Origin of the sequence: Neisseria sp. DTU_2021_1001991_1_SI_NGA_ILE_055, from assembly GCF_032342915.1 — a bacterium.
GTDB lineage: Bacteria > Pseudomonadota > Gammaproteobacteria > Burkholderiales > Neisseriaceae > Neisseria.
On sequence record NZ_CP135440.1, the window covers coordinates 1,895,730 to 1,922,664 of the forward strand.

Annotated in this window: 23 protein-coding genes, 1 tRNA gene and 1 riboswitch; of the genes, 14 read left to right on the forward strand and 10 right to left on the reverse strand. The window is 55.0% G+C overall.

From position 1 onward, the window contains the following. Positions 1 to 12 precede the first annotated feature (12 nt). Positions 13 to 1,008 carry a S49 family peptidase gene (locus RRV97_RS08850; RefSeq protein ID WP_315611315.1) on the forward strand — a complete coding sequence of 332 codons (996 nt, stop codon included), beginning with the start codon at positions 13 to 15 and terminating at the stop codon, positions 1,006 to 1,008. A 191-nt stretch (positions 1,009 to 1,199) separates the two neighbouring features. Here RRV97_RS08850 and pdxA read toward each other — a convergent pair whose 3' ends face one another. Together pdxA and RRV97_RS08860 are read right to left on the reverse strand one after the other, a co-directional pair. Then, on the reverse strand, positions 1,200 to 2,204 hold the full coding sequence (pdxA, locus tag RRV97_RS08855) for a 4-hydroxythreonine-4-phosphate dehydrogenase PdxA (protein WP_063076560.1): 1,005 nt from the start codon (positions 2,202 to 2,204) through the stop codon (positions 1,200 to 1,202). Between the two features lie 156 nt (positions 2,205 to 2,360). Next, complete coding sequence (locus tag RRV97_RS08860; protein WP_315611316.1) at positions 2,361 to 2,891, reverse strand: cytochrome b; 531 nt, start codon at positions 2,889 to 2,891, stop codon at positions 2,361 to 2,363. Positions 2,892 to 3,123: 232 nt separating this feature from the next. Here RRV97_RS08860 and RRV97_RS08865 point away from each other — a divergent pair, with 232 nt between their 5' ends. The 10 genes from RRV97_RS08865 to waaA all read left to right on the forward strand — a co-directional run bounded on the left by RRV97_RS08865 (position 3,124) and on the right by waaA (position 13,460). Beyond that, positions 3,124 to 4,653, forward strand: coding sequence for an iron ABC transporter permease (locus tag RRV97_RS08865; RefSeq protein WP_315611317.1), 1,530 nt, complete (start codon positions 3,124 to 3,126; stop codon positions 4,651 to 4,653). A gap of 110 nt (positions 4,654 to 4,763) precedes the next feature. Further along, the gene (locus tag RRV97_RS08870; protein WP_003747943.1) at positions 4,764 to 5,327 is read left to right on the forward strand and encodes a hypoxanthine-guanine phosphoribosyltransferase; all 564 of its coding nucleotides are present in this window, start codon (positions 4,764 to 4,766) and stop codon (positions 5,325 to 5,327) included. Positions 5,328 to 5,384: 57 nt separating this feature from the next. Further along, on the forward strand, positions 5,385 to 5,813 hold the full coding sequence (locus RRV97_RS08875; RefSeq protein WP_003747942.1) for a PTS sugar transporter subunit IIA: 429 nt from the start codon (positions 5,385 to 5,387) through the stop codon (positions 5,811 to 5,813). Between the two features lie 43 nt (positions 5,814 to 5,856). Beyond that, positions 5,857 to 6,126: an HPr family phosphocarrier protein gene (locus RRV97_RS08880; protein WP_188212848.1), complete on the forward strand. Its 270-nt coding sequence runs from the start codon at positions 5,857 to 5,859 to the stop codon at positions 6,124 to 6,126. Next, on the forward strand, positions 6,126 to 7,889 hold the full coding sequence (gene ptsP, locus RRV97_RS08885) for a phosphoenolpyruvate--protein phosphotransferase (protein WP_315611318.1): 1,764 nt from the start codon (positions 6,126 to 6,128) through the stop codon (positions 7,887 to 7,889). The genes RRV97_RS08880 and ptsP overlap by 1 nt, the downstream gene beginning before the upstream one ends. A 517-nt stretch (positions 7,890 to 8,406) precedes the next feature. Next, positions 8,407 to 9,522 (forward strand): ABC transporter substrate-binding protein, encoded by a 1,116-nt coding sequence (locus RRV97_RS08890; protein WP_315611319.1) that lies wholly within the window; start codon positions 8,407 to 8,409, stop codon positions 9,520 to 9,522. A 116-nt stretch (positions 9,523 to 9,638) separates the two neighbouring features. Continuing rightward, positions 9,639 to 10,685 carry a FecCD family ABC transporter permease gene (locus RRV97_RS08895; RefSeq protein WP_254343220.1) on the forward strand — a complete coding sequence of 349 codons (1,047 nt, stop codon included), beginning with the start codon at positions 9,639 to 9,641 and terminating at the stop codon, positions 10,683 to 10,685. 10 nt (positions 10,686 to 10,695) lie between these two features. Continuing rightward, positions 10,696 to 11,463, forward strand: coding sequence for an ABC transporter ATP-binding protein (locus RRV97_RS08900; RefSeq protein ID WP_036492254.1), 768 nt, complete (start codon positions 10,696 to 10,698; stop codon positions 11,461 to 11,463). A 164-nt stretch (positions 11,464 to 11,627) separates the two neighbouring features. After that, complete coding sequence (locus RRV97_RS08905) at positions 11,628 to 12,059, forward strand: plastocyanin/azurin family copper-binding protein (RefSeq protein ID WP_070848976.1); 432 nt, start codon at positions 11,628 to 11,630, stop codon at positions 12,057 to 12,059. Between the two features lie 138 nt (positions 12,060 to 12,197). Continuing rightward, entirely contained in the window at positions 12,198 to 13,460 is a 1,263-nt protein-coding gene (gene waaA / locus RRV97_RS08910; RefSeq protein WP_315611320.1) for a lipid IV(A) 3-deoxy-D-manno-octulosonic acid transferase, read from the forward strand. A 348-nt stretch (positions 13,461 to 13,808) separates the two neighbouring features. On the opposite strand, the gene RRV97_RS08915 is transcribed toward waaA, so the two are convergent. Continuing rightward, entirely contained in the window at positions 13,809 to 15,818 is a 2,010-nt protein-coding gene (locus tag RRV97_RS08915; protein WP_254343229.1) for an OPT family oligopeptide transporter, read from the reverse strand. Positions 15,819 to 16,066: 248 nt separating this feature from the next. On the opposite strand from RRV97_RS08915, the gene RRV97_RS08920 reads away from it, so the two are divergent. Further along, positions 16,067 to 17,071 carry a quinone-dependent dihydroorotate dehydrogenase gene (locus RRV97_RS08920; protein ID WP_315611321.1) on the forward strand — a complete coding sequence of 335 codons (1,005 nt, stop codon included), beginning with the start codon at positions 16,067 to 16,069 and terminating at the stop codon, positions 17,069 to 17,071. A 56-nt stretch (positions 17,072 to 17,127) separates the two neighbouring features. Here the strand turns inward: RRV97_RS08920 and rnhB are convergent, their stop codons facing one another. Next, positions 17,128 to 17,721 carry a ribonuclease HII gene (gene rnhB, locus RRV97_RS08925; protein ID WP_314591617.1) on the reverse strand — a complete coding sequence of 198 codons (594 nt, stop codon included), beginning with the start codon at positions 17,719 to 17,721 and terminating at the stop codon, positions 17,128 to 17,130. A 154-nt stretch (positions 17,722 to 17,875) separates the two neighbouring features. On the opposite strand from rnhB, the gene RRV97_RS08930 reads away from it, so the two are divergent. After that, on the forward strand, positions 17,876 to 19,021 hold the full coding sequence (locus RRV97_RS08930) for an FUSC family protein (protein WP_070837173.1): 1,146 nt from the start codon (positions 17,876 to 17,878) through the stop codon (positions 19,019 to 19,021). A 158-nt stretch (positions 19,022 to 19,179) separates the two neighbouring features. On the opposite strand, the gene RRV97_RS08935 is transcribed toward RRV97_RS08930, so the two are convergent. Next, positions 19,180 to 19,256, reverse strand: a tRNA-Met gene (locus RRV97_RS08935). Between the two features lie 109 nt (positions 19,257 to 19,365). Next, a riboswitch (TPP riboswitch) is annotated at positions 19,366 to 19,465 on the forward strand. Between the two features lie 93 nt (positions 19,466 to 19,558). Between RRV97_RS08935 and thiC the strand changes: the two genes are divergently transcribed. Beyond that, complete coding sequence (gene thiC / locus RRV97_RS08940; RefSeq protein ID WP_315611322.1) at positions 19,559 to 21,448, forward strand: phosphomethylpyrimidine synthase ThiC; 1,890 nt, start codon at positions 19,559 to 19,561, stop codon at positions 21,446 to 21,448. 90 nt (positions 21,449 to 21,538) lie between these two features. Here thiC and murJ read toward each other — a convergent pair whose 3' ends face one another. The 5 genes from murJ to lpxD all read right to left on the reverse strand — a co-directional run bounded on the left by murJ (position 21,539) and on the right by lpxD (position 26,836). Next, on the reverse strand, positions 21,539 to 23,077 hold the full coding sequence (gene murJ, locus RRV97_RS08945) for a murein biosynthesis integral membrane protein MurJ (RefSeq protein WP_049349283.1): 1,539 nt from the start codon (positions 23,075 to 23,077) through the stop codon (positions 21,539 to 21,541). A gap of 9 nt (positions 23,078 to 23,086) precedes the next feature. Then, positions 23,087 to 24,262 (reverse strand): lipid-A-disaccharide synthase, encoded by a 1,176-nt coding sequence (lpxB, locus tag RRV97_RS08950; protein ID WP_315611323.1) that lies wholly within the window; start codon positions 24,260 to 24,262, stop codon positions 23,087 to 23,089. A gap of 158 nt (positions 24,263 to 24,420) precedes the next feature. After that, complete coding sequence (gene lpxA / locus RRV97_RS08955; protein WP_315611324.1) at positions 24,421 to 25,197, reverse strand: acyl-ACP--UDP-N-acetylglucosamine O-acyltransferase; 777 nt, start codon at positions 25,195 to 25,197, stop codon at positions 24,421 to 24,423. Between the two features lie 75 nt (positions 25,198 to 25,272). Next, on the reverse strand, positions 25,273 to 25,722 hold the full coding sequence (gene fabZ, locus RRV97_RS08960) for a 3-hydroxyacyl-ACP dehydratase FabZ (protein ID WP_003681704.1): 450 nt from the start codon (positions 25,720 to 25,722) through the stop codon (positions 25,273 to 25,275). A gap of 73 nt (positions 25,723 to 25,795) precedes the next feature. Beyond that, positions 25,796 to 26,836 (reverse strand): UDP-3-O-(3-hydroxymyristoyl)glucosamine N-acyltransferase, encoded by a 1,041-nt coding sequence (lpxD, locus tag RRV97_RS08965; RefSeq protein ID WP_070649350.1) that lies wholly within the window; start codon positions 26,834 to 26,836, stop codon positions 25,796 to 25,798. Positions 26,837 to 26,935: the final 99 nt, after the last annotated feature.

Here is a 26,935-nt window from a genome sequence, read left to right on the forward strand (position 1 = left end):
GCACATCACATCATGCAATACCGAATCCACCGTGAAGGCAATGCCCAAAACACACCCTCTTCCGCCTCCACCCCCGTTGACAACTGGGAGCGCAACACCCTGCGCGAAGTCCTCCTCGCCGCCTACCAAGAACAACGCCGCGCCCGCATTTGGCGCAATATCTGGCGCGGCGTCGCCGTCCTCATCTTCCTCAGCCTGATTTTCGGCCTTGCAGAAGAAGAAGGAAAAACCACGTCGGTCCAAGCCCGCAGCGAACACACCGCCGTTATCGACCTGACCGGCGAAATCGGCAACGACATCGACGACCAAGTTCAAATCCTGCGTGACAGCATGGAAGCCGCCTACGAAAACGGCAACGCCAAGGCCATCATCATCCGCGCCAACAGCCCCGGCGGTTCGCCTGTCGTATCCAACACAGCCTTTAACGAAGTCCGCCGCCTCAAGGCCGAACACAAAGACATCCCCGTTTACCTCGTTGCCGAAGACATGTGCGCTTCCGGCTGCTACTACATTGCCGCCGCAGCCGACAAAATCTACGCCGACCCTTCCAGCATCGTTGGCAGCATCGGCGTGATCGGCGGCGGTTTCGACTTTACCGGCCTGATGGACAAAGCCGGTGTCAAACGCCGTCTGAAAACCGCCGGCAGCAACAAAGGCATGGGCGACCCTTTCACGCCTGAAACCCCGGCACAAACCCAAATTTGGGAAAGCATGTTGGGCGATATCCACCAAGAATTCATCAAAGCCGTCAAACTCGGCCGCGGTGCAAGGTTGAAAGACAAACAGTATCCCGACGTTTTCAGCGGCCGTATTTACACCGGCAAAGAAGCCAAACAGGTCGGCCTGATTGACGACTTCGGCAGCATTTACAGCGTCGCCCGCGATGTCGTCAAAGCCCCCGAGCTGGTCAACTACACGCCGCAAGACGATTTCAGCAAAATGCTCAGCCGCCGCTTCGGTGCGGAAGTGAAGGCCAAAGTCAAAGAAACTTTGTCTGAAATTTGGTAAACCAAAAAACTCAAAGGCCGTCTGAAACCCTAAACATCGGGGTTTCAGACGGCCTTTTGATATGGTTTTTACAATAAAACGCTGATTATTGTCCAAACACTCATCGGCTTTATCAAATCGGCAGATAAATATTTCCTGATGATGCTCTTACAGGAACACTTTACGCCGACAAACGATCAAACCTCCACGCTTCAGACGGCCTGTTTCTGCATATTGTGCGCCATATCGAGCGCGGCGCGGACGGCGGTCATCAGGCTGCCGGAATCGGCTTTGCCCGTACCGGCCAAGCTCAAGGCCGTGCCATGATCGACGGAGGTACGGATAAAGGGCAGGCCGAGGGTGATATTCACGCCTTCGCCGAAACCGGCATATTTGAGTACCGGCAGCCCTTGGTCGTGATACATGGCGAGGACGGCATCGGCATCTTTGAGCAGAAAGGGTTGGAACACAGTATCGGCCGGATAAGGGCCGCGTGCGTCTATGCCTTCGGCCTGCAGGGCATGAAGCGCCGGAATAATGGTGTCAATTTCTTCGTGTCCCAAATGGCCGCCTTCGCCGGCGTGGGGATTGAGGCCGGTAACGAGGATGACCGGCTTGGCTATGCCGAACTTATGGCGCAGGTCGTGTTCAAGAATGCGGACAACCGACTCGATTAAAGGCTTCGTGATGGCGGCGGAAATGTCTTTCAGCGGCAGATGGGTGGTGACCAGCGCCACACGCAGGCCGCCGCCGGTCAACATCATGACGACTTGTTCGGTATGGCTTTTTTCGGCGAGGTATTCGGTATGGCCGCTGAAAAAGCCGTTGCCTGCGTGGGCATCGTTGATGATGCCTTTATGCAGCGGCGCAGTCACCATACCGGCAAACAGGCCGTCTGAAATGCCTTGATACGCCGTATCCAGCAGCCGGAGGACATACGCGGCATTGGCAGGATTGAGTTCGCCCGCCCGACATTCGGCAGCTAAGGGAATATGCAGGACTTCGAGTTCGCCCTTGGGCAACGGATCGGCCGCTTGGGCTTGAAAATCACGCAGGATGACGGACTTGCCGAGCTGTCCGGCCCTTTGCGCCAACAGGTTTTTATCGCACAAAACAACGGGGCGGCAAGGAAGGTCGGCGAAAGCCAAATCAAGGCAGATGTCGGGGCCGATGCCGGCCGGTTCGCCGGAAGTGATGGCGAGGATGGGAGCAGTCATGGTGTTTCTCGGTACGGTTTACAGTATTTAGACAACAGTCAGGCGAAATGCCTACTCTACTTTTGCAGATTAACACAAATACAAAAAGGCCGTCTGAAAACAGTTTTGCTTGGTCAAACTGTTTTCAGACGGCCTTGTCTGTTTACCGTTTTACACTTAAGGACGGCGGCCGACCATGCGGTACAAAACGTCGTGGCCTTGAATGCGGTGGACGACGACCATGGCGATGTGGCCGGCGACCAGCGCGAAGAGCAGCCAGCCGAGTTTGCCGTGCGCCATGTTGCCGAGGTTGGCCATCCATTCGATTTTTTCAGGCGAACCCTGCATCACTTGGACACCGAATACTTTCAAAGGGCCGCGGCCGCTACCGTATTGGCGGATCATGCCGATAACGGGAACGGCAAGCATGAGGACGTAAAGGGCAAGGTGGCCGGCTTTGGCGGCAAAGCTGTCGGCGGCAGGACGTTTGGATGCATTGAGCAAGGCCCAAACAATGCGCACGATAATCACCAGCAGCGTGATGAAACCGATGGATTTGTGCACGCCGAAGAGTGCGCCGACCCATTCTTCGCCGTCATAAATGGTCCAGATGGCGATGGTGGTCAGGATGCCGATGAAGCCGAGTACGGTCAGCCAGTGCAATGCGCGCGAGACGGTATCGTAGGTTTGGGGGCGTGTAGTGGTCATAATGTTTCCTTGTTTTTGATTTATTTGATTTTTTGAAGCGGCGGATTGTATCAAAAATGCCCAACCAATTATGTTGCCTTTTTGAAGACATTTCGTAAATGTTTGAAAATTTTGAATAAACATCAGTTTTATCCGTCAGGCTGCCCAGGCCGTCTGAAAACAAGGGTAGGAATACCACCTTCTATGCCGAACTCGGGCTAAAATAGACGTTTTTATTCTCGGGTACGCATCGATGCAGGTTTGGATTCGGCGGTGTGCGCTGTTGCTGCTGCCTTTGGGTTTCTTGGCGGTCATGGTGGCCGCGCCTTTGCTGTCGCTGGCGTTTTACGACGGCGAGGGTGCTTGGGCGGAAGTGGTGGCTGATGACTATATGCGCCTGCGCTTGGGCTGGACGGTGGCGCAGGCAGTTTTGACCTGCGTCTTGGTTACAGCTTTGGGCGTGCCTGCAGCGTGGGTGCTGGCGCGGATGGATTTTGCCGGACGGCGTATGGTTTTGCGTCTGCTGATGCTGCCTTTCGTGATGCCGACTTTGGTGGCGGGCATGGGCGTGCTGGCCTTGTTTGGCGCACACGGCATGCTGGCGGCAGGTTGGCAGGACACGCCGTGGCTGCTGATTTACGGCAACGTGTTTTTCAACCTGCCGGTTTTGGTGCGCTCGGCGTATCAGGGATTTGTGCGCGTGCCGCAGGCGCGGTTGCTGTCGGCGCAATCTTTGGGCGCGGACGCGTGGCGGCGGTTTGTCTGGGTCGAATGGCCGGTGGTGCGTGCATGGGTCGCCGGCGGCGCGTGCCTGGTGTTTTTATATTGTTTTTCAGGCTTCGGACTGGCCTTACTGCTCGGCGGCGAACGTTTTGCAACGGTGGAAGTGGAAATCTACCGGCTGGTGGCGTATGAGTTGGACATGGCGCGTGCGTCGGTGTTGGTGTGGTTGGTGCTGGCGGCTACGGCGGCGGCAGGCGGTTTGTATGCGTATTGGAGCAAGCGCGTGGCTGTGGATAAGTCGGTCTCACCTTTGCCTCCGCGCGCGCCGGTACGGGCTTGGGAAAAATGGCTGACGGCAACGGTATTGGCCATGTTGGTACTGTGCTGCCTGCTGCCTTTGGCGGCGGTGTGGCTCAAGGCGGCAGCGGCAGGCTCTTCGTGGGCGGTTTTGCTGGAAGCGCAAACGTGGTCGGCTGCGTGGAACACCGTCCGTTTTTCTGCGGCAGCGGTGGCGGCGGCGACGGTTTTGGGCGTGCTGTATGCGGCGGCGGCGCGGCAAATGGCGTGGTTGCGCGCGCTGATGTTTTTGCCGTTTATGGTGTCGCCCGTGTGCATCGCGTTTGGCGTATTGCTGCTCTATCCGCAGTGGACGGCTTCGCTGTGGCTGCTGACGGCGACTTATGCGCTGTTGGCGTATCCGTTTGTGGCCAAAGACGTACTGGCCGCATGGGACGGTTTGCCCAAAGATTACGCGGCAGCGGCGCGCACCATGGGCGCAAACGGTTTTCAGACGGCCTGTTATGTAACCGCGCCTTTATTGAAACCGGCCTTGCGGCGCGGCCTGACTTTGGCTTCGGCAACGTGTATCGGCGAATTTGCGGCCACATTGTTCCTGTCGCGTCCCGAATGGCAGACGCTGACCACTTTGATTTACGATTATCTCGGACGCGCCGGTGCGGACAATTACGGACGGGCGATGGTGTTGACGGCGGTATTGACCGCTTTGGCTTTGGCTGCATTTTTGCTGGTGGACGAAGCGGAAGGGCAAAAGGCCGTCTGAACGCGTTCGGTTTCAATTTTCTCCCTTCCCATGCGCCATTGCGGCCTGTATCGAAAATTGATTGAATCCGCTATATAATTTGTTTTTAACCGTACCCAACACGACCTATCATGACCGACTTAGAAACCAAACGCCTTGAAACCCAAGCCATGCTGGACAATGCCGACTTGCTGTTTGACCAAGAACAATGCCGCGCGGCCTTACAAAAAGTTGCCGACGACATTACCCGCGACTTGGCCGACAAATATCCCCTGCTCTTGCCTGTGATGGGTGGCGCGGTGGTGTTTACAGGACAGCTGCTGCCGCTGTTGCGCTTCCCTCTGGACTTTGACTACGTCCACGTTTCCCGCTACGGCGACAAACTCGCAGGCGGCGCGTTCAACTGGAAACGCATGCCCGACCCCGAGCAAATCAAAGGCCGTCATGTCGTCGTTTTGGACGACATCTTGGACGAAGGCCACACCATGGCCGCCATTCAGGAAAAACTGTTGGAAATGGGCGCGGCAAGCTGCCGTGCGGCCGTATTTGCCAACAAGCTGATCGATAAAGAAAAACCGACCCAAGCCGACTATATCGGTTTGGACGTGCCCAACCGCTACGTCTTCGGCTACGGCATGGATGCCGCCGGCTGCTGGCGCAACCTCGGCGAAATCTACGCCTTAAACAACAAATAAAACCAAGGCCGTCTGAAAGGTTTTCAGACGGCCTCAAACCAACACTAGGAACACATCATGATCGGCCTGCTTATCATCACGCACGAAACCATAGGCGAAGCCTACCAAGGGCTGACCCACCATTTCTTCCCCAACGGCTTTCCCGAAAACGTCCGTATTCTCGGCGTTCAGCCCAATGAAGACCAAAACGACATCATCAACAACGCCATCGCCGCCTTGCAGGAATTTCCCGACAACCGCGGCGTACTGATCATGACCGACATCTTCGGCGCCACCCCGTGCAACGCCGCACGCCGGCTGGTGCGCGAAAACAAATCCGCCATCCTGACCGGCCTCAACGCCCCGATGATGATTAAAGCTATCCAATACTCATCACAAGCCGAAAACCTCTCCGACTTCACCGAAACCGTCAAAGAAGCCGCCATCCGGGGCATTTTCGCCATTACATCCGCACCCGAAGACCTGGTGTGCAAAGAAAACGGCTAAGGCCGTCTGAAACCATTCACTTTACAACCATTAGGGGAAATCCATGCTCAAACAAGAAATCGAAATCATCAACAAACTCGGCCTGCACGCGCGCGCCTCCAGCAAATTCACCCAAACCGCCTCCCAATTCCAAAGCGAAGTCTGGGTTACCAAAAACGGCAACCGCGTCAACGGCAAAAGCATCATGGGCCTGATGATGCTGGCCGCCGCCAAAGGCACCGTGATTGAGCTGGAAACAGACGGCACAGACGAAGCCGCCGCCATGCAGGCGTTGACCGACCTCATCAACGACTACTTCGGCGAGGGCGAATAATGAGCATCGTCCTACACGGTGTGGCCGCAGGCAAAGGCATCGCCATCGGCCACGCCCACCTCATCACGCGCGGCGCGGCGGAAGTTCCCCAATACGACATTGATCCCGACAAACTTGATGCCGAAGTTGCCCGTTTCGACAACGCCATCAAAGCCACGCGCAAAGAACTGGAACAGCTGCGCGGCGCGATTCCCGAAAATGCCCCGACCGAATTGGGCGCGTTCATCTCCCTGCACCTGATGCTGCTGACCGACGTCACCCTCTCGCGCGAACCCATCGACATTTTGCGCGAACAGAAAATCAACGCCGAATGGGCATTGAAACTGCAAAGCGACAAGCTCGCCGCCCAGTTTGACAGCATCGACGACGACTACCTGCGCGAACGCAAACAGGACATGCTCCAAGTCGTCCGCCGCATCCACAACAACCTTGTCGGCCAAAGCAACGAAATCAACCTCGCCGGCAACCTGTTTGACGACACCGTCCTCATCGCGCACGACCTCTCGCCTGCCGATACCGTATTGTTCAAAGAGCAACACATTACCGCCTTCGTGACCGATGCCGGCGGCCCGACCAGCCATACCGCCATCTTGGGCCGCAGCCTCGACATCCCGTCCGTCATCGGCCTGCACAACGCCCGCAAACTCATCACCGAAAACGAAATCGTCATCGTCGACGGCATCAACGGCATCCTCATCATCGATCCCGACGAAGTCGTCCTCAACGAATACCGCCGCCTTGCCCGCGAATACCGCAGCCACAAGCGCGAACTCAACAAAATCAAAAAAACCGCCGCCACCACGGCCGACGGCATCAACATCGAACTTTTGGCCAACATCGAATCCGCCGAAGACATCAAAGCCCTGCACAACTTCGGCGCAGACGGCGTCGGCCTGTTCCGCAGCGAATTTCTTTATCTCAACCGCGACACCATGCCGTCTGAAGACGAGCAATACGAAGTGTACAGCGCGATTGTGAAAAAGATGAAAGGCAAAAGCATCACCGTCCGCACCGTCGATTTGGGTGTCGATAAAAATCCGCGCTGGTTCGGCCAAAACAGTACGCCCAACGGCAGCCTCAACCCCGCACTCGGCCTGACCGGCATCCGCCTGTGCCTCGCCGAGCCCGTCATGTTCCGCACCCAAATGCGCGCCATCCTCCGCGCCGCCGCCCACGGCCCCGTGCGCATGATGTGGCCGATGATTACGTCCATTTCCGAAGTGCGCCAATGCCTTATCCATCTGGACACGGCCCAACGCCAACTCGCCGAACGCGGCGAAACCTTCGGCCCGGTCAGCATCGGCTGCATGATCGAAATCCCGTCCGCCGCCATGACCGTCGGCAGCATCCTCAAGCTCGTCGATTTCATCTCTATCGGCACCAACGACCTGATTCAATACCTCTTGTCGGTCGACCGCGGCGACGACAGCGTCAGCCACCTCTACCAACCCGGCCACCCTGCCGTCCTCAAAACGCTGCAGCACATCATCCGCACCGCCAACCGTATGGAAAAAGGCGTCTCCATCTGCGGAGAAATGGCCGGCGATACCGTCTTTACCCGCCTATTGCTCGGCATGGGCTTGCGCCGATTCTCCATGAATCCCAACAACCTGCTTTCGGTTAAAAACATCATCCTGCACAGCCACACCGGCCATCTTGAAAACGATGCCGCCAAAATCCTGCGCTGCGAAGACCCGGAAAAAGCCGAGAAACTGATTAAAATCCTCAACCAAAGCGAGCAGAACGAAGACAAGGCCGTCTGAATCTCTAAAAAGGGCCGTGTTTCGATACACGCCCTTTTTATTCGTCCCCATTTTTAGTTTATGCCCGATTCTCCCTCAAGCCCTCTTCTTCCCTATTTCGCCATTTCAAAAACCAACCTTTTTCACTTTTCCCAAACACTGCTTACAGGCCGTCTGAAAAATATAGGGCGCAAGTGAAATAAAACTTTTATGCCCACACCAAAGGCCGTCTGAACCCCGATTGCAAGGTTTCAGACGGCCTGCTGTATTCAACCGGATACCTTTTATTTTTGCAATAAAAAACCCTTTACCTATCCCTTCCTGCTACTGCCCACTATGGCTTTAGACACACCATATCATTCCTTTTCACTAATTCTTCAGCATACCCAATCCCTATATAAACACTATCCCTTCGTTTTAATGATGAAACTTTTTATTTCGAAATATGTCTATCCCTACATTCACTTGAAAAAAGATTCAATACCTTGTAAATTTATAAAAAGATAGTAATTATCATCATATTTTAAAGGAATGATTCATGAGATTTACGCAACTTTCTGCTTTGATTGCCGTCGCAGCTTTATCAGTCGGCTCCGTATCCGCTTTTGCCAAACCCGTTCAGCTGACCGATACCGTCGGCCGTAAGGTAACCGTCGACCTGCCTGCCAAACGCGTGGTTTTGGGCTTCTACTACCAAGACTACATGGCCATCGGCGGCAAAACCGCGCTGGACAACGTCGTCGGTTTTTCCAAAGCGGTTTGGGCCGACTGGGCGCCGCCAAGCTGGGCGGCCTTCAGCAAAGCCGTGCCTAAGTTGAACCAGCTTGCCGACGTGGGCGAAGTGGAAGTCGGCACATTCTCGATTGAGAAAGTATTGGCGTTGAAACCCGATTTGCTGGTTTTGGCCGAATGGCAATACAAGGCTCTGGGTTCCGATCTCGACCGCATCAACAAAGCCGGCATCCCCATCGTCGTGTTGGACTACAACGCGCAAACAGTGGCCAAACACGTTCAATCGACCAAACTCATCGGCACATTGACCGGCCAGCAGCAAAAAGCCGACAAACTGGCGGCAGACTACAAACGCGTTGCCGACACCATCCAAGCGCGCGTGCAAAAAGCCAACCTGCCCAAGCCTAAAGTCTATGTCGAGTTCGGCAACAAAGGCCCTGCCGAACACAGCGTAACCTTCGGCAAGAGCATGTGGGGTTCGATGGCGACACTGGTCGGCGGCAACAATATCGCCGCTTCTTCGGTCGAATTCTACGGCCCGATCAATCCTGAAAAAGTCCTCGCTGCCAAACCCGACGTGATCGTGATTACCGGCCGCGAAACCGAATTGAAGAAAAACCCTGCCGCCATGGTGATGGGCTGGGGCATTCCAAAAGCGGAAGCGGAAAAACGCTTGGCAGGCTTTGCCAAACGCGCCGGCTGGGCCAACCTGCCTGCGATTAAAAACAACCGCCTCTACGCCGCCTACCACGCCAACTCGCGCACGCTGTCCGACAGCGCGTCGATTCAGTTTATGGCCAAAGCGATTTATCCGCAGTTGTTTAAGGATTTCAACCCTGAGAAAACCTATCTGGACTTCTACCGCCAAAACCTGCCTGTTGTACCAAACGGTACGTTCTACCTCTATCCGAAAGGACAATAAGGTAGTTTAGATTTTCAGACGGCCTTTTAAATCGGAAGGCCGTCTGAAATTTTTGCGGAAGAAAAAGGCAAACCCGTTCTCCCTTTTCACAACACTCTTTTTTAAAGGTTTGAAACATGAATGATTCGGTTGTCGCCGAGATTGTGAAAAACCAGCGCAAGTTGGAAGGCAAGCGTTGGTTGATTGTGTTGATGTTTTTAATCATCGCGGCGGTCAGTTTTTTATTCGACATCGCCACCGGCCCGGCGATGACGGACACGCTGCCGGTCGGCGAAGTGGTCAATGTTTTGCTGGGCAAACCCGAAGTCGATGAAATGAACCGCCTGATTGTGATGGATTTGCGCCTGCCGATCGCGGTGATGGCGCTGGTGGTCGGTGCGGCTTTGGGTGTCGGCGGTGCGGAGATTCAGACGCTCTTGAACAATCCGATGGCCAGCCCTTATACACTGGGCTTGGCGGCGGCGGCAGGTTTGGGCGCGTCGGTGGTGATTGCGTTCGGCGGTTTCGGACTGCCTGAAACGGTCGCCGTCCCCATCGGCGCGTTTGTGATGACCATGCTGGCTTCGGGCATCTTGTTTCTGTTTGCCTCGGCGCGCCGCTTCAACTCGGCGATGCTGGTGTTGGTGGGGATTGCGCTGTTGTTTCTGTTTCAGTCGATTCTGTCGCTGATTCAGTTTATCGCCGCGCCTGAGATTTCGCAGCAGATTCTATTTTGGCTGTTCGGCAGTTTGACCAAGGCAACTTGGGAGACGGTCATCGTTACGGCGGCGGTTACGGCGGTATGCGTGTTTCTGCTTTCGCGCGACGTGTGGAAGCTGACCGCGCTGCGCTTGGGCGAAGAACGCGCCGTCGGGCTGGGCATCAATCTGCAACTTTTGCGCCTGAAAACACTGGTGTTGGTGGCGGTGATGACGGCGACGGCCATCAGTTTCGTCGGCGTCATCGGCTTTATCGGACTGGTTGCGCCGCATGTGGCGCGGATTCTTTTGGGCGAAGACCAACGTTTTTTCCTGCCCGGCGCGATGCTGGCGGGGGCGGCGTTTTTATCGGTCGCGAGCGTGTTGTCCAAGGTGATTATCCCCGGCGCGCTGTTTCCGGTGGGGATTGTTACGTCGTTTGTCGGCGTGCCGTTCTTCTTCTGGATTGTATTAACGAAACGATAGGCCGTCTGAAATGTTGAAACTTGAAAACGTACACATCCGGCGCGGCGATTATGTGGTCGCCGACAGTATCGATTTGACGCTGGAACAAGGCAAAGTCTATTCCGTGCTCGGCCCGAACGGTACGGGCAAATCCTCGCTGATGAAAACGATTTTCGGCGAAGTGGCGCACAAAGGCACCATCCGCTACGGCGACGAAGCGTTGAGCAAAATCCACCTGCAAAGCTGGCGCAAACGCATAGGCTATATGCCGCAGGACACCGCCGCCGAAGCCTCGCTGACCGCGCTGGAAGTCGTGTTGCTCGGCCGCATGGACGCGCTGCACATGCACGTCGGCGACGAACTGCTGCACGAAGCCGCAAGTATCATGGCGGAACTGGGCATCGGCCATCTGGCGCACCGCGACGTCATGCGGCTTTCCGGCGGACAGCGGCAGCTCGTCATGTTTGCCCAAGTCATGCTGCGCCGCCCCGAAATCCTGATGCTGGACGAACCGGTCAGCGCGCTGGATATGCACCACCAGTTGAACCTCTTGGAGCGTGTGGTGCAATACACGCACGAACACAATCTGGTTACGCTGATGGTCTTGCACGATTTGAGCCTCGCCGCGCAGTTTTCAGACGGCGTGATTCTGCTCGGAGAAGGCAAAGTACAGGCGCAGGGCGCGCCGCAGGACGTGTTGCAGGCGGACATGATCGGCAGACTGTATAAAGTGGATATCGAACTCTTATACGACAGCAAGGGTCTGCCCGTTATCCGCCCGATGCGGCAGAGTGCGTAACCTAACCGCTCCTGAAATGTCGGATTGAGCATCCGGCCTGCGAACTCCCTGCAACTCATCCCCTCTCCCGTGGGAGAGGGTTAGGGAGAGGGCGGTAAGCCCAAGGCTTGCCTCTCCGACTCATCAGCCCGACCCATATTTTTATCCTTAGAAAGGACTCCCCCATGAAAAAATCCCTTTTCCTCCTGATGCTGACCGCGTCCCTTAGCGCATACGCCGCCAACCACGAAGTCAAAATGCTCGACAACGGCAAAGACGGCAGTATGGTGTTCGAACCCGGCTACGTCAACGCCAAAGTCGGCGACACCGTAACCTTCAAAGCCACCAACAGCGGCCACTGGGTGCAAAGCAAAGCCCTGCCCGAGGGCGTTGCCGACTTCCTCTCTGAAGACGGTAAAGACTTCACCCTCAAACTCGATAAAGAAGGCGTATACGTCTATACCTGCCCGCCGCACCGCATGATGAACATGAGCGGTGTGATTCAGGTCGGCAAACCGGTGAACAAAGCCAAAGCGCAAGCCGTTGTCGATGAAATGGAAAACCGCGCCATGCAAAGCAAAGGCCGTCTGAAAAAATACATGGCGCAAGTGAAGTAAAAGCGTTTACGTCTGAACCAAAGGCCGTCCGAAACCTTTCAGACGGCCTATTTCCTTTGCGTAAAACCCGCATTAAAGCTATATCTTCCGTTTCAGTTTCCGATAAAATAGGCCTATTCCGACACAAGACCCGTAAGCATGATACGCCGCCTTTACGCCACGCTGTGGCACCTCGCCCCCTTCCTGATCCGCCGCCACCTGCGCCGACGCGCCCTCAAATCCCCAGCCTATCTCGAGCATTGGGACGAGCGTTTCGGGCAGGCGTATCCCAATCCCGTGCAACGCCCGATTTGGATACACGCCGTATCGGTCGGCGAAACGCGTGCGGCCGAGCCTTTGGTGCAGGCATTGCGCCGCCATTTTCCCGACTCGCCGTTTCTGATTACCCAAATGACGCCGACCGGCCGCGCCACCGCGCAATCCCTGTTCCCCGATGCGCAATGCCGTTACCTGCCCTACGACAAATCCGAATGGGTCGCCCGATTTTTAGCCGAACACCGCCCCATCTGCGGCATTTTGATGGAAACCGAAATCTGGCCCAACCTGATGCACGGCTGCAAAGAAGCAGGCATTCCCCTCTTTTTAGCCAACGCGCGCCTCTCCGAAAAATCCCAACGTGGCTATCTTAAAATCCGCAAGCTGGTCGAGCCTGCCATGCAAACCCTCTCCGGCTGCTTTGCCCAAACCGCCGCCGATGCCGAACGCCTGCACCTCATCGGCGCATCCAACGTCCACGTCTGCGGCAACACCAAATACGACATCACGCCCCCCGACGACCTGCGTCCGCTTGCCGCCGCCTTTAAAGAACGCATCGGCGCACGAGCCGTCGTCGTCTGCGCCAGCACGCGCGTGTACAAAGGCACAGACGAAGCCGAGCTGCTCCTCAAAGCATGGCAGGGCTACCGCGGCAATGCCTTGCTGGTCATCGTCCCGCGCCACCCTGAAAATTTTCAGACGGCCTACGATACCGCCAAATCGCTTGGTTATACCGTCCAAAAACGCAGCGACGGACAACCCGTTTCCCCCGATACACAGGTTTGGATAGGCGACAGCATGGGCGAGCTTGCCGCCTACTACCTCAGCGCAGACATTGCCTTCGTCGGCGGCAGCCTCGTCGATGCAGGCTGCCAAAACATCATCGAACCCATCGCCTGCCGCGTCCCCACCCTCTTCGGCTACTCCAACTACAACTTCGCCCAAGCCTGCAAAGGTGCAGTCGAAGCCAAAGCCGCCGTCAGCGTCGAAACCGCCGAAGCCTGGTACAGAACCACGCGCCAATACCTCGACGACGAAACGCTGCGCCAACAGCTGATCAGCCACACCGATCAATTCATTTCGCAACACCAAGGCGCCAGTGCCAAAATTGCTAAAGCGATTGCAGATTGTTTGAACCAGCGTTAAACAATAAAAAACCGCCCGTTCATGACAAACAGGCGGAAACTGAAAAACAGTTTTTTGTTTTCAGCCGTTTAATTGACTAAGAGCAGGAACAGGGTTAAGATAATCCTAACGACTGTCCGCAGTCTCAGCCATGAACGACCTTTCGGCTTGGTTCGTTTCATGTTGAAACTCTCCTTTCTAGGGAGGTTCAAATAAAACAGCCCCACTGCCATGGGGCTGTTTCACTACCTAGCCCCGCAACAATTATACCCAAACTTTCTAAAATCATTCCAAACAAATTTCCACTGAAAAGGCCGTCTGAAACCCCAATGTTTTGGGTCTCAGACGGCCTTTTCTCAACCTACAAACTTAACGTCCTGCTTTCAACACGCGGCGTGCAAACACGAACATACCGAAGACAAAAAACGCCAAGCCCAGCCATTTGGCGGCCGTATCCCAGTTTTCCAGGTTCAGGGCCAAAGGTGCATCCGAACCGCCGTTGGTTACGGAGAAGGCGATGATAAACGCCATAATCACACCGATCAGGCTCTCGCCTACAATCAAACCGGCGGAGAACAGCGTACCGATACGTTCCGCATTTTTCAGACGGCCTTCACGGTTTTCCTGACGGCGGGCGATAACGGATTTCAACACCGCCGCCAATACCGCGCCGATTACAATCGGCATATTCACAGACGGCGGCAGGTAAATGCCCATGCCCACGGCCAATACCGGCAAAGCGCGCTTGCCGCCGGAAGATTTGCGCAATGTGAAATCGACCGCAATCAACGCCACGCCAATGCCCACGCCGGTGAAAATATAATCCCATTGCAGATTGTGCGAGAAAATACCTTGGGCGATGGTGGTCATCAAAGTTGCCTGAGGCGCGGCAAGGGCTTGAGCCGCATCCATGCCTTCACGCGGCATCGCGCCGGTAAAGCCGTAGGCTTCATACAAAAGCTCCAACACAGGCGAAATCACCAATGCACCGACAACGCAGCCGACAATCAGCGCAACCTGCTGTTTCCAAGGCGTTGCCTTTACCAGATAACCCGTTTTCAAATCCTGCAGGTTGTCATTGGAAATCGAAGCCACACAAATCACAGACGCGCCGCAAAACAGCGTCAACGCCAGCAGGAATTTGCGGTTTGCCTCATCAGCCATCAAGCCGCCAGATTCACCGACCAACAGCAACACCAGCGAAATAATGACGATAGAGACGATGCCCACACCCGAAATCGGGCTGGAAGACGAACCGACCAAACCGGCCATATAACCGCAGGCCGCCGCCACCAAAAAGCCGATAATCGAAGCCAGCAGCGTACATACGACCACCAACAGCCAAGCCAAACCGCCGGAAATATGCGAGTCGCCGATAAAGTGGAAGAAAGACACGCCCAACACCAGCATCATCGCCAACACCCAGGCAATCATCGCCTTAGGCGACAAATCCTGTTCCGTGCGCTCGGTCATCTGCGCGCCGCCGAAATTGCGGAAAGACAGGCGCATGCCCTCGACCATCGGTTTCATTAAAGTCAACAGCGTCCAAATAGCCGCGATACCGATCGTACCCGCGCCGATAAAACGGACTTTTTCCTTCCACAAAGACATCGCAAAAGGAATCATCTCCATATCGGCAGGTTGCGGAATATGCGCCGACAGATAAGGCACGGCCACGCCCCAGGCAATCGAAATACCCAGCAAAATCGCGATACCGCCGGTCAGTCCGACCAAATAGCCCGCACCCAGCAAAGCCAGCGAAAAACCCATCGGCACTTGAAACACCGATGCGCCGCCTTTAAACCAAAAACTCGCGCTGTCCGCCACCACGCGCAAACCGCTTGCGCAGAAGCTCATCAAACCGGCCAGAGCGCCGCCCGACATCAACTCCTTGATACCGCTGCCGCCTTCCTGTTTGTCCGCATCATGGTCGCCGACCTTCAAAATCTCGGCCGCCGCCACGCCTTCCGGATAAGGCAAATCGCTCTTCACCACCATCGCATAACGCAAAGGCACAGTGAAAATCACGCCCAAAATACCGCCGGACATACACAGCAGCGTTGTCTGCCAAAACGGAAAGCCCGCCCAATAACCGGCCATCAGCAAACCCGGCAAAATAAAAATAATACTGGAGAGCGTACCCGCGGCCGAAGCCTGAGTCTGCACCATATTATTTTCCAGAATATTGCTGCCTTTAAAAAACTTCAAAACCGCCATCGAAATCACCGCAGCCGGAATCGAAGACGCAAAAGTCAAACCCACCTTCAAGCCCAAATACACATTGGATGCCGTAAAAATCACCGTAATCAACGCGCCGAGTATCATCCCCCGCAACGTCAGCTCACGGAAACTCGCATAAGGATCAACCGCCTGTTTCATAAAAATATTCCTTTTCAGGTAAACAATCGAACCGGAAACTTTTCAGACGGCCTTTTGATACATCCATCAGTCCGTCTGAAAAACCTCTCTTTTGCCATTTTAATAAACTATCCGAATACACGCAAAAGCCCTATTTATTTTCATTTGCCGCCAAACCATAAAATCATATCGATACAGACGTTTGGGGCAGTTTGACGGTTTCAGGTAAAATAACGCCAAATTCATCAACCGTTCAGAAAGCCGCCGCCATGTATTCACTCGTCCGCCCCATCCTGTTCCGTTTCGATGCTGAAAAGGCCCATCATTTCACGCTCAACAGTTTGCGTACCGCCGAAAAACTCGGTCTGCTGTCCAAGGTGGACAGCCACACCCGGCCAACCGAGCTGATGGGTTTGCAGCTGCCCAATCCGGTGGGCTTGGCGGCGGGTTTGGACAAAAACGGTGAGTGCATCGATGCGTTTGCCGCTTTGGGCTTCGGCTTTGTCGAAATCGGCACGGTAACGCCCAAGCCGCAACCGGGCAATCCGCAGCCGCGCCTTTTCCGCGTTCCCGAACACCAAGGCATCATCAACCGCATGGGTTTCAACAACCACGGCATCGATGCGATGATCCGCAACATTGAAAACAGCCGATTTAACGGCATTTTGGGCATCAACATCGGTAAAAATGCCGTTACGCCGATTGAAAACGCGGCCGACGATTATCTGATTTGCCTGGAAAAAGCCTACGCCCACGCGAGCTACATCACGGTCAATATTTCCTCCCCCAATACGAAAAACCTGCGCGCCTTGCAGGGCGGCGACGAATTGAGCGCATTGTTGGAAGCCTTGAAAAACAAACAGGCGCAACTGGCGGCCGCGCATGGCAAATATGTGCCGCTGGCGGTCAAAATCGCGCCGGATTTAGACGAAGCGCAAATCGACGACATCGCCCATGTGGTCAAATCCGTGGAAATGGACGGTATCATCGCCACTAATACAACCATTGACAAATCAAGCTTGGGCAGCCATCCGCTCGCAGGCGAACAAGGCGGCTTGAGCGGCTTGCCCGTGCGCGAGAAAAGCAATCAGGTGTTGAAACTTTTGGCAGAACGCATTGACGGCAAACTGCCGATTATCGGCGTCGGCGGCATCATGAACGGCGCGGACGCGGCAGAAAAAATCCGCTTGGGCGCCAGTGCGGTTCAGGTGTACAGCGGTTTGATTTATCGCGGCCCCGAATTGATTAAAGAGTGTTTGGCTGCGTTGAAATAATACTTTTCCAAAAATAAGGCCGTCTGAAATCTTTCAGACGGCCTTTTGATGTGCTTTCATTCTTCAAACAGATTGCCTTGTGCCAATAAGGTTTTGACCGGTGCGAAATCGCGGCGGTGTTCCGGCAAGACGCCGTATTGTTTCAAGGCGGCCAAATGTTGCGCCGTGCCGTAGCCTTTGTGGCGGTCAAACCCGTATTGCGGATAGCGTTTCGCCAATTCATACATTTCCGCATCACGCGCGGTTTTGGCCAAAACCGAAGCGGCGGAAATTTCGATGATTTTGCTGTCGCCTTTGACTACGGCTTCGGCAGGGACATTCAAATCTTTCGGCACGCGGTTGCCGTCTATCCACACTTTGTCGGGTATGACCGACAGCCCCTCGATGGCGCGCTTCATCGCGGCCATGGTTGCGTGCAGGATGTTCAGTCTCAAGATTTCGTCGGGGTCGGCAAAGGCAATACTCCACGCAACCGCCTGCTCCTTAATCATCTGCGCCAACATATCGCGCTTTTTTTCGCTCAGTTTTTTTGAGTCAGTCAAACCCGGCAAATCAAAATGTTCCGGCAAAATCACTGCCGCCGCAAATACGCTGCCGACCAAAGGGCCGCGCCCCGCTTCGTCCACGCCTGCGCTTAAAACCGTCGCCATTTCTTCACCGCCTGTCTGATTCAAAGCCGCCATTATATCCGCTTGCGGCAGAGAAATTCTGCAATAGTTCAAACCGTTGGGAAGCAGTTCAAATTTCATCTGCTTTACCAATCAGTTATAATTTACATCCCCACATACCCATACGTCTTACAACATGCCTGCCCAATCCGAACGCCTCCATTTTTCCGAACGCTGGCTCAACGCCTACGAACGCTACCGCTATCGCCGCCATATCCACGCCTTCCGCCTCGGCTTGGCGATCGTGTTTTCCACCCTCTTGGCCAAAGTCTTCCATCTGCAACACGGCGAGTGGATCGGCATGACCGTCTTTGTCGTCCTCGGCATGCTGCAATTCCAAGGCGCGATTTACTCCAAAGCAGTCGAACGCATGCTCGGCACGGCCATCGGTTTGGGCGTCGGCTTGGCCGTTTTATGGTTGAACCAGCATTATTTGCAAGACGGCGTTTTCTTCTATCTGATTATCGGTGCCGCCAGCGCAGTGGCCGGTTGGTCTGCGGTCGGCAAAAACGGCTATGTCGCCATGCTTGCCGGTTTGACCATGTGCATGCTCATCGGCGACAGCAGCCACCACTGGCTCGACAGCGGCCTGATGCGCGCCATGAACGTTTTGATTGGTGCCGCCATCGCTATTGCCGCCGCCAAACTCCTGCCCCTGCGCTCCACACTCATGTGGCGCTTCATGCTTGCCGACAACCTCACCGACTGCGCCAAAATGATTGCCGAAATCAGCAACGGCAAGCGCATGACGCGCAAGCGTTTGGAACAAAACATGATTAAAATGCGCCAAATCAACGCCCGCATGGTCAAAAGCCGCAGCCATCTGGCCGCCACATCCGGCGAAAGCCACATCAGCAACAATATGATGGAAGCCATGCAGCATGCCCACCGCAAAATCGTCAACACCACCGAGCTGCTCCTGACCACCGCCGCCAAACTGCGTGCGCCCACGCTCAACGAAAGCGAAATCCGCCTGCTCGACCGCCACTTCAACCAGCTCCAACGCGAACTGCGCCTGACCGTCCGCCTCATCAAAGGCCACTACGCCCGCCGCATCCGCATCGATACTTCGCTCAATGCCGAACTAAGCAAACCGGCCGCCCGCCTGCATTACGACTGGCAAGGCTTCCTCTGGCTCAGCACCAATATGCGTAACGAAATCGCCGCATTGGTAATCCTGTTGCAACGTTCGCGCAATAAATGGTTGGACAAAAAAGAGTTGCAGCGCCTCAAAGAACACCTGCGCAACGACAACAAGCCCAAATCGGAAGAGGCCGTCTGAAAAAAGTCTGTCGTATTTTTACCCAAACCCCGCCGCAAGACAGCAAAAGGCCGTCTGAAGCTCAATGGTTCAGACGGCCTTTCCATCAATTCATCCGCAATTCGCAACACATGCCGCATAAAGTAAAATCCCCTGCGATTGCAGGGGATTTTTATATTTGGTTGCGGGAGCAGGATTCGAACCTACGACCTTCGGGTTATGAGCCCGACGAGCTACCATGCTGCTCCATCCCGCGTCAGAAGTTGTAACTATACAGAAAGGCGGAATTGCTGTCAAGCGTTTTTGACAGAAAATATCCAAACGTTGCTTTACAAAAAACCGGCCGCGTGGTTTAATTTTCGTTAATAAAGAAACAGGGGTGCTGCTTTCAAACCGAGCGGCTGAGAAATACCCTTTACACCCGAACAGGATAATACCTGCGTGGGGAGTTTCGGCAAAGGTGATTTTAGACGGTCGATTGAAGATATCCGCAAGGCCGTCTGAAAAAAAGCAATGCTCCTGTTTCCATTTCATAACCGAGAAACAGGAGCAATTTTTATGACTACCGCTAAAAAAACCGGCGATGAGGCGCGCCGTCTTTCCGACTTGAGCGAAGACATCGGCATCCGCTTCCAATATCCCAACTCCGACCGCGTCTATATCCCGGGCAGCCGCGCCGACATCCGCGTGCCTTTGCGCGAAATCCGTCAGGACGACACCTACACGGCGCAAGGCACGGAAGCCAATCCGCCGATTCCGGTGTACGACACCAGCGGCGCATACGGCAATCCGGCGGCACACATCGACTTGAAACAGGGTTTACCGCACGTCCGCACAGCATGGCTGGACGAACGCGGCGATACCGAAATCCTGCCCAAGCTCTCCAGCGAATACGGCACCGAACGCGCGCACGATCCGAAAACCGCCCATCTGCGTTTCAACCAAATCACCCGTCCGCGCCGCGCCAAAGCAGGCCGAAACGTAACCCAGCTTCACTACGCCCGACAAGGCATCATTACGCCCGAAATGGAGTTTGTCGCCATACGCGAACGCATGAAGTTGGATGAGCTTTTCAGACGGCCTGAATACGCCAAACTCTTGAAACAACACGCAGGGCAAAGTTTCGGCGCGAATATCCCAACCCACCCCGACCAAATCACGCCTGAATTCGTGCGCCAAGAAATCGCCGCCGGACGCGCGATTATCCCTGCCAACATCAACCACCCCGAACTCGAACCGATGATTATCGGTCGCAACTTCCGCGTCAAAATCAACGGCAACTTGGGCAACTCCGCCGTCACTTCCAGCCTGACCGAAGAAGTCGAAAAAATGGTGTGGTCGCTGCGTTGGGGCGCGGACACGATTATGGATTTGTCCACCGGCGCGCATATCCACGAAACGCGCGAATGGATTATCCGCAACGCGCCCGTCCCCATCGGCACCGTACCTATTTATCAGGCTTTGGAAAAAACCGGCGGCATCGCCGAAGATTTGACTTGGGATTTGGTGCGCGACACCTTAATCGAGCAGGCGGAACAAGGCGTGGACTATTTCACCCTGCACGCAGGCGTGTTGCTGCGTTATGTGCCGATGACGGCCAAACGCCTCACCGGCATCGTATCGCGCGGCGGCTCTATCATGGCAAAATGGTGCCTCGCCCACCATCAGGAAAACTTCCTCTACACGCATTTCGACGAAATCTGCGAAATCATGAAAGCCTACGACGTATCGTTCAGCCTCGGCGACGGCCTGCGCCCCGGCTGCATTGCCGATGCCAACGACGAATCCCAATTTGCCGAGCTGCACACCTTGGGCGAATTGACCGCCAAAGCATGGGAACACGACGTCCAAGTCATGATCGAAGGCCCCGGCCATGTGCCGTTGCAACGCGTCAAAGAAAACATGACCGAAGAGCTGCAACATTGCTTTGAAGCGCCTTTCTACACCCTCGGCCCACTCGTTACCGACATCGCCCCCGGCTACGACCACATCACCTCGGGCATAGGCGCAACCAATATCGGCTGGTATGGCACAGCCATGCTCTGCTACGTTACCCCGAAAGAGCATTTGGGTCTGCCCGACAAAGAAGACGTGCGCACCGGCATCATCACCTACAAACTCGCCGCCCACGCCGCCGACCTCGCCAAAGGCTGGCCGGGCGCACAGTTGCGCGACAACGCCCTGAGCAAGGCGCGTTTCGAATTCCGCTGGCGCGACCAATTCCGCTTAAGCCTCGACCCCGAACGCGCCGAGAGCTTCCACGACGAAACCCTGCCCGCCGAAGGCGCGAAAATCGCCCACTTCTGCTCGATGTGCGGCCCCAAATTCTGTTCGATGAAAATCACGCAGGAAGTGCGCGACTATGCCGACAAGCAAAAAGCCCAACAGCAAGGTATGGAAGAAAAAGCGATTGAGTTCGTCAAAAGAGGAGCGAAGCTTTACAGTTAAAACGTAAAATAAGAAAAGGCCGTCTGGAACATTTTCAGACGGCCTTTTTAGCGAATAGTCTTTAAACCAAGCAATACGCCCTGCAGCTGCTTATTTTTCCACCCTGCGGAAATGGTGCGGACGGAAGCCGAGCGCGGCGAGGGAAACGAAGTAGAGGCCACCGCCTAATGCAATCAGGACGCAGAGTTGGCCTGCTTTTTTAAAGCCGCCGACGTGTACCCATTCAAACGGCAGATAATATTGCGCCAGCCACAAACCGCCACCCATGACGACCAAAGAGATGGCCATTTTGACCAAAAATGCAGCCCAACCTTTGCCGGGGCGGTAGATGCCGTGTTTGCGCAAAAGGAAAAACAGCAAGCCTGCATTCAGACACGCGCCCAAACCGATAGCTAGGGACAGACCGACGTGTTTGAGCGGCGAAATGAAGGCAAGGTTCATCAACTGCGTGCAAATCAGCGTGAAAATAGCGACTTTAACGGGGGTTTTGATGTTTTGGCGGGCGTAGAAACCGGGCGCCAACACTTTAATCATAATCAGACCGATCAAGCCGAAGGAATAGGCAATCAGCGCATATTGGGTCATTTGCGCGTCGTGCAGCGTAAATTCACGGTACATGAACAAGGTCGTAACCAGAGGGAAAGACAACACGGCAAGGCCGACGGCGGCAGGCAGGGTCAGCAGCATGCACAGGCGCAAACCCCAGTCGAGTAGACCGGAAAACTGCTCGGTATCCTGACTGGCTGCGTGTTTGGACAAGGTAGGCAACAAAATCGTACCGAGTGCCACGCCCAAAACGCCGGTCGGCAATTCCATCAGTCGATCGGCGTAATACATCCACGACACGCTGCCGGACTGCAAAAACGAGGCAAAAATGGTGTTGATAACCAAGGAAATCTGCGCCACGCTCACGCCCAAAATAGCCGGCCCCATCTGTTTCATCACACGGTTGACCGCTGCGTCTTTAAAGCTGAGTTTGGGCATTTTCAAGAAGCCCAATTTCGCCAACCAAGGCAGTTGGAACACCAGCTGCAACACGCCGCCGACAAACACCGCCCACGCCAACGCCATAACAGGCGGATCAAAATACGGTATGAAAAACAGGGAAAAGACGATAAAGGAGATGTTCAAAAATGTCGGTGTGAAGGCGGGAATGCCGAATTTATGATAGGAATTGAGTATCGAGCCGACAAAAGAGGATAGTGAAATCAATAAAATATAAGGAAACGTTACCCGCAGCAGGTCAATGGAGAGCTGAAACTTATCAGCATCTTTGGCAAAACCGGGCGCGGAAACATAAATCACCCACGGCGCAGCGAGGATGCCCAGCGCGGTAACGATGACCAACACAAACGACAACATACCGGCCACATGACGCACAAACGCCTGCGTGGCTTCAGGAGAGCGGGTTTCTTTGTATTCCGCCAAAATCGGCACGAAGGCTTGGGCAAATGCGCCCTCTGCAAACACGCGCCGCAACAGGTTGGGCAGTTTGAACGCGACAAAAAACGCATCCGTCGCCATGCCTGCACCAAACGCACGGGCGATAATCGTATCGCGCACAAAGCCCAAAATGCGCGACACCATCGTCAGGCTGCCAACCTTGGCCAAGGCTCCCAATAAATTCATGTATTTTCCTTACTTGTCTTTCAGGCCGTCTGAAAATCCGGCTTCCTCCAATACTGCCGCCGCCGCCAATGCCGCCGTATCTTTTTTCAACAGCAGATGCAAGGCGTGGAAATCCTGTTCCAACGCGGCCACGGCTTCAGGGCGGTCATACCAGTCTGCCACGGCCTGCGCCAGTTTTTCAGGGACGGCATCGTGTTGCAGCAGCTCGGGAACGGCAGCTTTACCCAACAGAATATTGGGCAAACCGACATGCGGCACTTTGATTTTGTTTTTCACATACGCATAAGTCAGCGGCGAAATTTTGTAGCTGATGACCATAGGCCGTTTGCACAAGGCCACTTCCAAAGTCGCCGTACCGCTGGTGACCAATACCACGTCGGCAGCGGTGCAAACCGTATCCGACTGCTTGTCGGTCAACGTGATGGGAAGGGCGGCGAACTCAGGCTGCGCCAAAATTTCGCTAATGCGTTTGCGCGTTGCGGCCGTCGCTACAGGCAGCAAAAACTGTGCCTGCGGATAACGTTTCAGCAGCAATAAGGCCGTCTGAAAAAACACCGCCGCCATGTAATCGATTTCGCTCACGCGGCTGCCGGGCAAAATGGCAAACACGGGTACATCCGCAGGAAGGCCCAGCTTCTGCCGCGCCGCCGCCCTATCCGCTTCCACGGGCATGGTTTGCGCCATCGGATGGCCGACAAATTCGGCCTTGCCGCCGGCATCGATATAAAGCTGAGGCTCCATCGGAAACAGGCACAACACGCGGTTGACCTGATGCACGATTTTATTGACCCGTTCGCGCCGCCACGCCCAAACCGACGGGCTGACGTAATGAATGGTATGAATGCCTGCCTGCTTGAGTTTTTCCGCCACGCCGAGATTAAAGTCCGGCGCATCGATGCCGATAAACACATCCGGCTTGAGGCGGATTAAATCGTTCACCAGCCCTTTGCGGATTTTTAAAATTTGCGGCAGGCGTTTGATGACCTCAACAAAACCGCGTACCGCCAGCTTTTCCTGATCGTACAAACTTTCGAAACCCTCCGCCTTCATGCGCTCGCCGCCGATGCCGGTAAACCGCGCATTCGGGCAACGCGCCTTAATGGCACGGATTAAATGTGCGCCAAGCAAGTCGCCGGAAGCTTCGCCGACGCTGATGGCGATAAGGGGGGAAGGATTGGAGTTCATGTGTTGAGGTTTAAACGCTAAAAGATTTTGGGCAGATATTTGCCCACCCGTTTTCAGACGGCATCTGCGGCAAACGGACAGGAAACCTGCCCTACTGCGCGGATTTTTGCAATCCAAAGGCCGTCTGAAAAAGTTTCAGACGGCCTTCAATCCATCCATCAACGGATAATGCCGCGTGTGGATTGTGCAAAAAAGTCTTTAAATACCGCCAATTCGCTTTGGGTTTCGGCACGTTTCAGAATGTCTGCCTTGGCTTCTTCAAACGGAATGCCGCGATGGTAAATGGTTTTATACGCATCTTTGACGGAGGCAATCTGTTCGGCGGTGAAACCGTTGCGGCGCATACCTTCGCTGTTGAGGCCGGCCGGTTCGGCGCGGTAGCCTGCGGCCATGAAGTACGGCGGTACGTCTTTGTGTACGCCGGCGGCAAACGCGGTCATGGCGTAATCGCCGATTTGGCAGAATTGGAACACCAGCGTGTAGCCGCCCAAGACGACGTAGTCGCCGATGGTAACGTGACCTGCGAGTGAGGCGTTGTTAGCGAAGATGGTATGGTTGCCGACCACGCAGTCATGGGCGAGGTGGCAGTAGGCCATAATCCAGTTGTCGTCGCCGATACGGGTTTCGCCGATGCCGGTAACCGTACCGAGGTTGAACGTCGTAAATTCGCGGATGGTGTTGCCGTTGCCGATAATCAGCTTGGTCGGCTCGTCGCGGTATTTTTTGTCCTGCGGAATTTCGCCGAGGCTGGCAAATTGGAAAATGCGGTTGTTTTCACCGATGGTCGTATGGCCGTTGATGACGGCGTGCGGGCCGATTTCAGTATTTGCACCGATTTGCACATTGGGGCCGATGATGCTGTACGGGCCGACTTTGACGCTGGAGTCGAGTTCGGCTTTAGGGTCGATGACGGCGGTCGGATGGATACGGGTCATGCTGTTTCCTTGCTGTCTGATACAGGTATTGCCTGCAAGATGCCGTCTGAAGCTTTCAGACGGCCTGTCCCATTCTTACACCACGCGTTTGGCGCACATAATCACGGCTTCAACGGCAACTTGGCCGTCGACTTTGGCAACGGCGTTGAATTTGCCGATACCGCGTTTGTTGGTCAACAGCTCGACTTCAAAAACCAGTTGGTCGCCGGGGATGACTTGGCGTTTGAAACGGGCGTCGTCGATACCGGCAAAGAAGAAGAATTCGTTTTCTTTGCGGCCGCCTTCGCTGAGGATGGCGAGTGTGCCGCACGCTTGCGCCATGGCTTCGATAATCAGCACGCCGGGCATCACGGGCAGGTCGGGAAAGTGGCCTTGGAACTGCGGCTCGTTCATGGTGACGTTTTTAATTGCAGTCAGGGTTTTCATCGGTTCGAACGCGGTAATGCGGTCGAGTTGCAAAAACGGATAACGGTGTGGGATAAGTTTTTGAATGTCTTTGGCTTCGATCGGGAGTTGTACGTCCATGATGTTCGTCTTTCCTTGTTTGTATTGGGTTTAAACGTATTCGGATGCGGGGCGCGGACTGTTTGCACCGCCTTTAGGCTTCGTCGCTGTCGGCAAGCTGTTTTTCCAGCGTTTTGAGGCGTTTGTTCATTTCGCTCAAACGGTGGATATAAACGGCATTGCGCGCCCAGTCTTTGTAGCCCGACATCGGGAAAATACCGGCCAAATGCTGGCCGCTTTCGGTAATGCTGTGGGTAACGGATGTGCCGCCGCCGATGGTGGTTTTATCGGCGATTTCGATGTGTCCGACCGTGCCGACGCCGCCGCCGATAATGCAATAATTGCCGATGGTGACGCTGCCGGAAATACCGGTTTTGGCGGCAATCACGGTGTGCGAACCGATTTTGCAGTTGTGGCCGATTTGGACTTGGTTGTCGATTTTGGTGCCGTTGCCGACGGTTGTGTCGCTCATCGCGCCACGGTCGATATTGGTGTTCGAACCGATTTCCACATCATCGCCCAGCGTGACTGCGCCGGTTTGCGGAATTTTAAACCATGAATCGCCGGCAAAGGCCAAGCCGAAACCGTCTGCGCCGATGACGGCGCCGCTGTGGATTTCGACACGGTTGCCCAAAGTGCAGCCGTAATAGATGACGGCGTTGGGATGCAGCACGACTTCATCGCCCAACGTGCAATCGTGTTGGACAACGGCATTGGCCAAAATACGGCAGCCTTCGCCCAATACGGCATTCGCGCCGATATAGGCATTTGCGCCGATTTCGCAGCTTGCCGGCACTTTGGCGCTTGCCTCGACAACGGCGGTCGGATGTACGCCGCCCTGTGCTTTGACAATCGGCGAGAACAATCGTGCCACTTTGGCAAAATAAAGATAAGGGTCGGCAGCCACAATCAAGTTGCGGCCTGCAAATTCGTCTGCGGCTTTCGGCGACACAATCACTGCGCCTGCCTGGCTGTCGTGTACTTCGGCTTTGTATTTCGGGTTGGCCAAAAAGCTGATGTGTTCCGCCTGCGCCTGATCCAACGGACGGACGGCGGTAATGGCGATGTCTTCGCCTTTCCATTCACCGCCGAGTTGGGAAACGATTTGGGACAGGGTGTATGCTTGTGAAGTCATGATAATCTGCCGTCAAGATGTCAGGCCGTCTGAAAGTTGCCGGTTTGGGTTTCAGACGGCCTTAGGTTTGTCTGTATGGTTGCATTCGCTGCCGAGCAG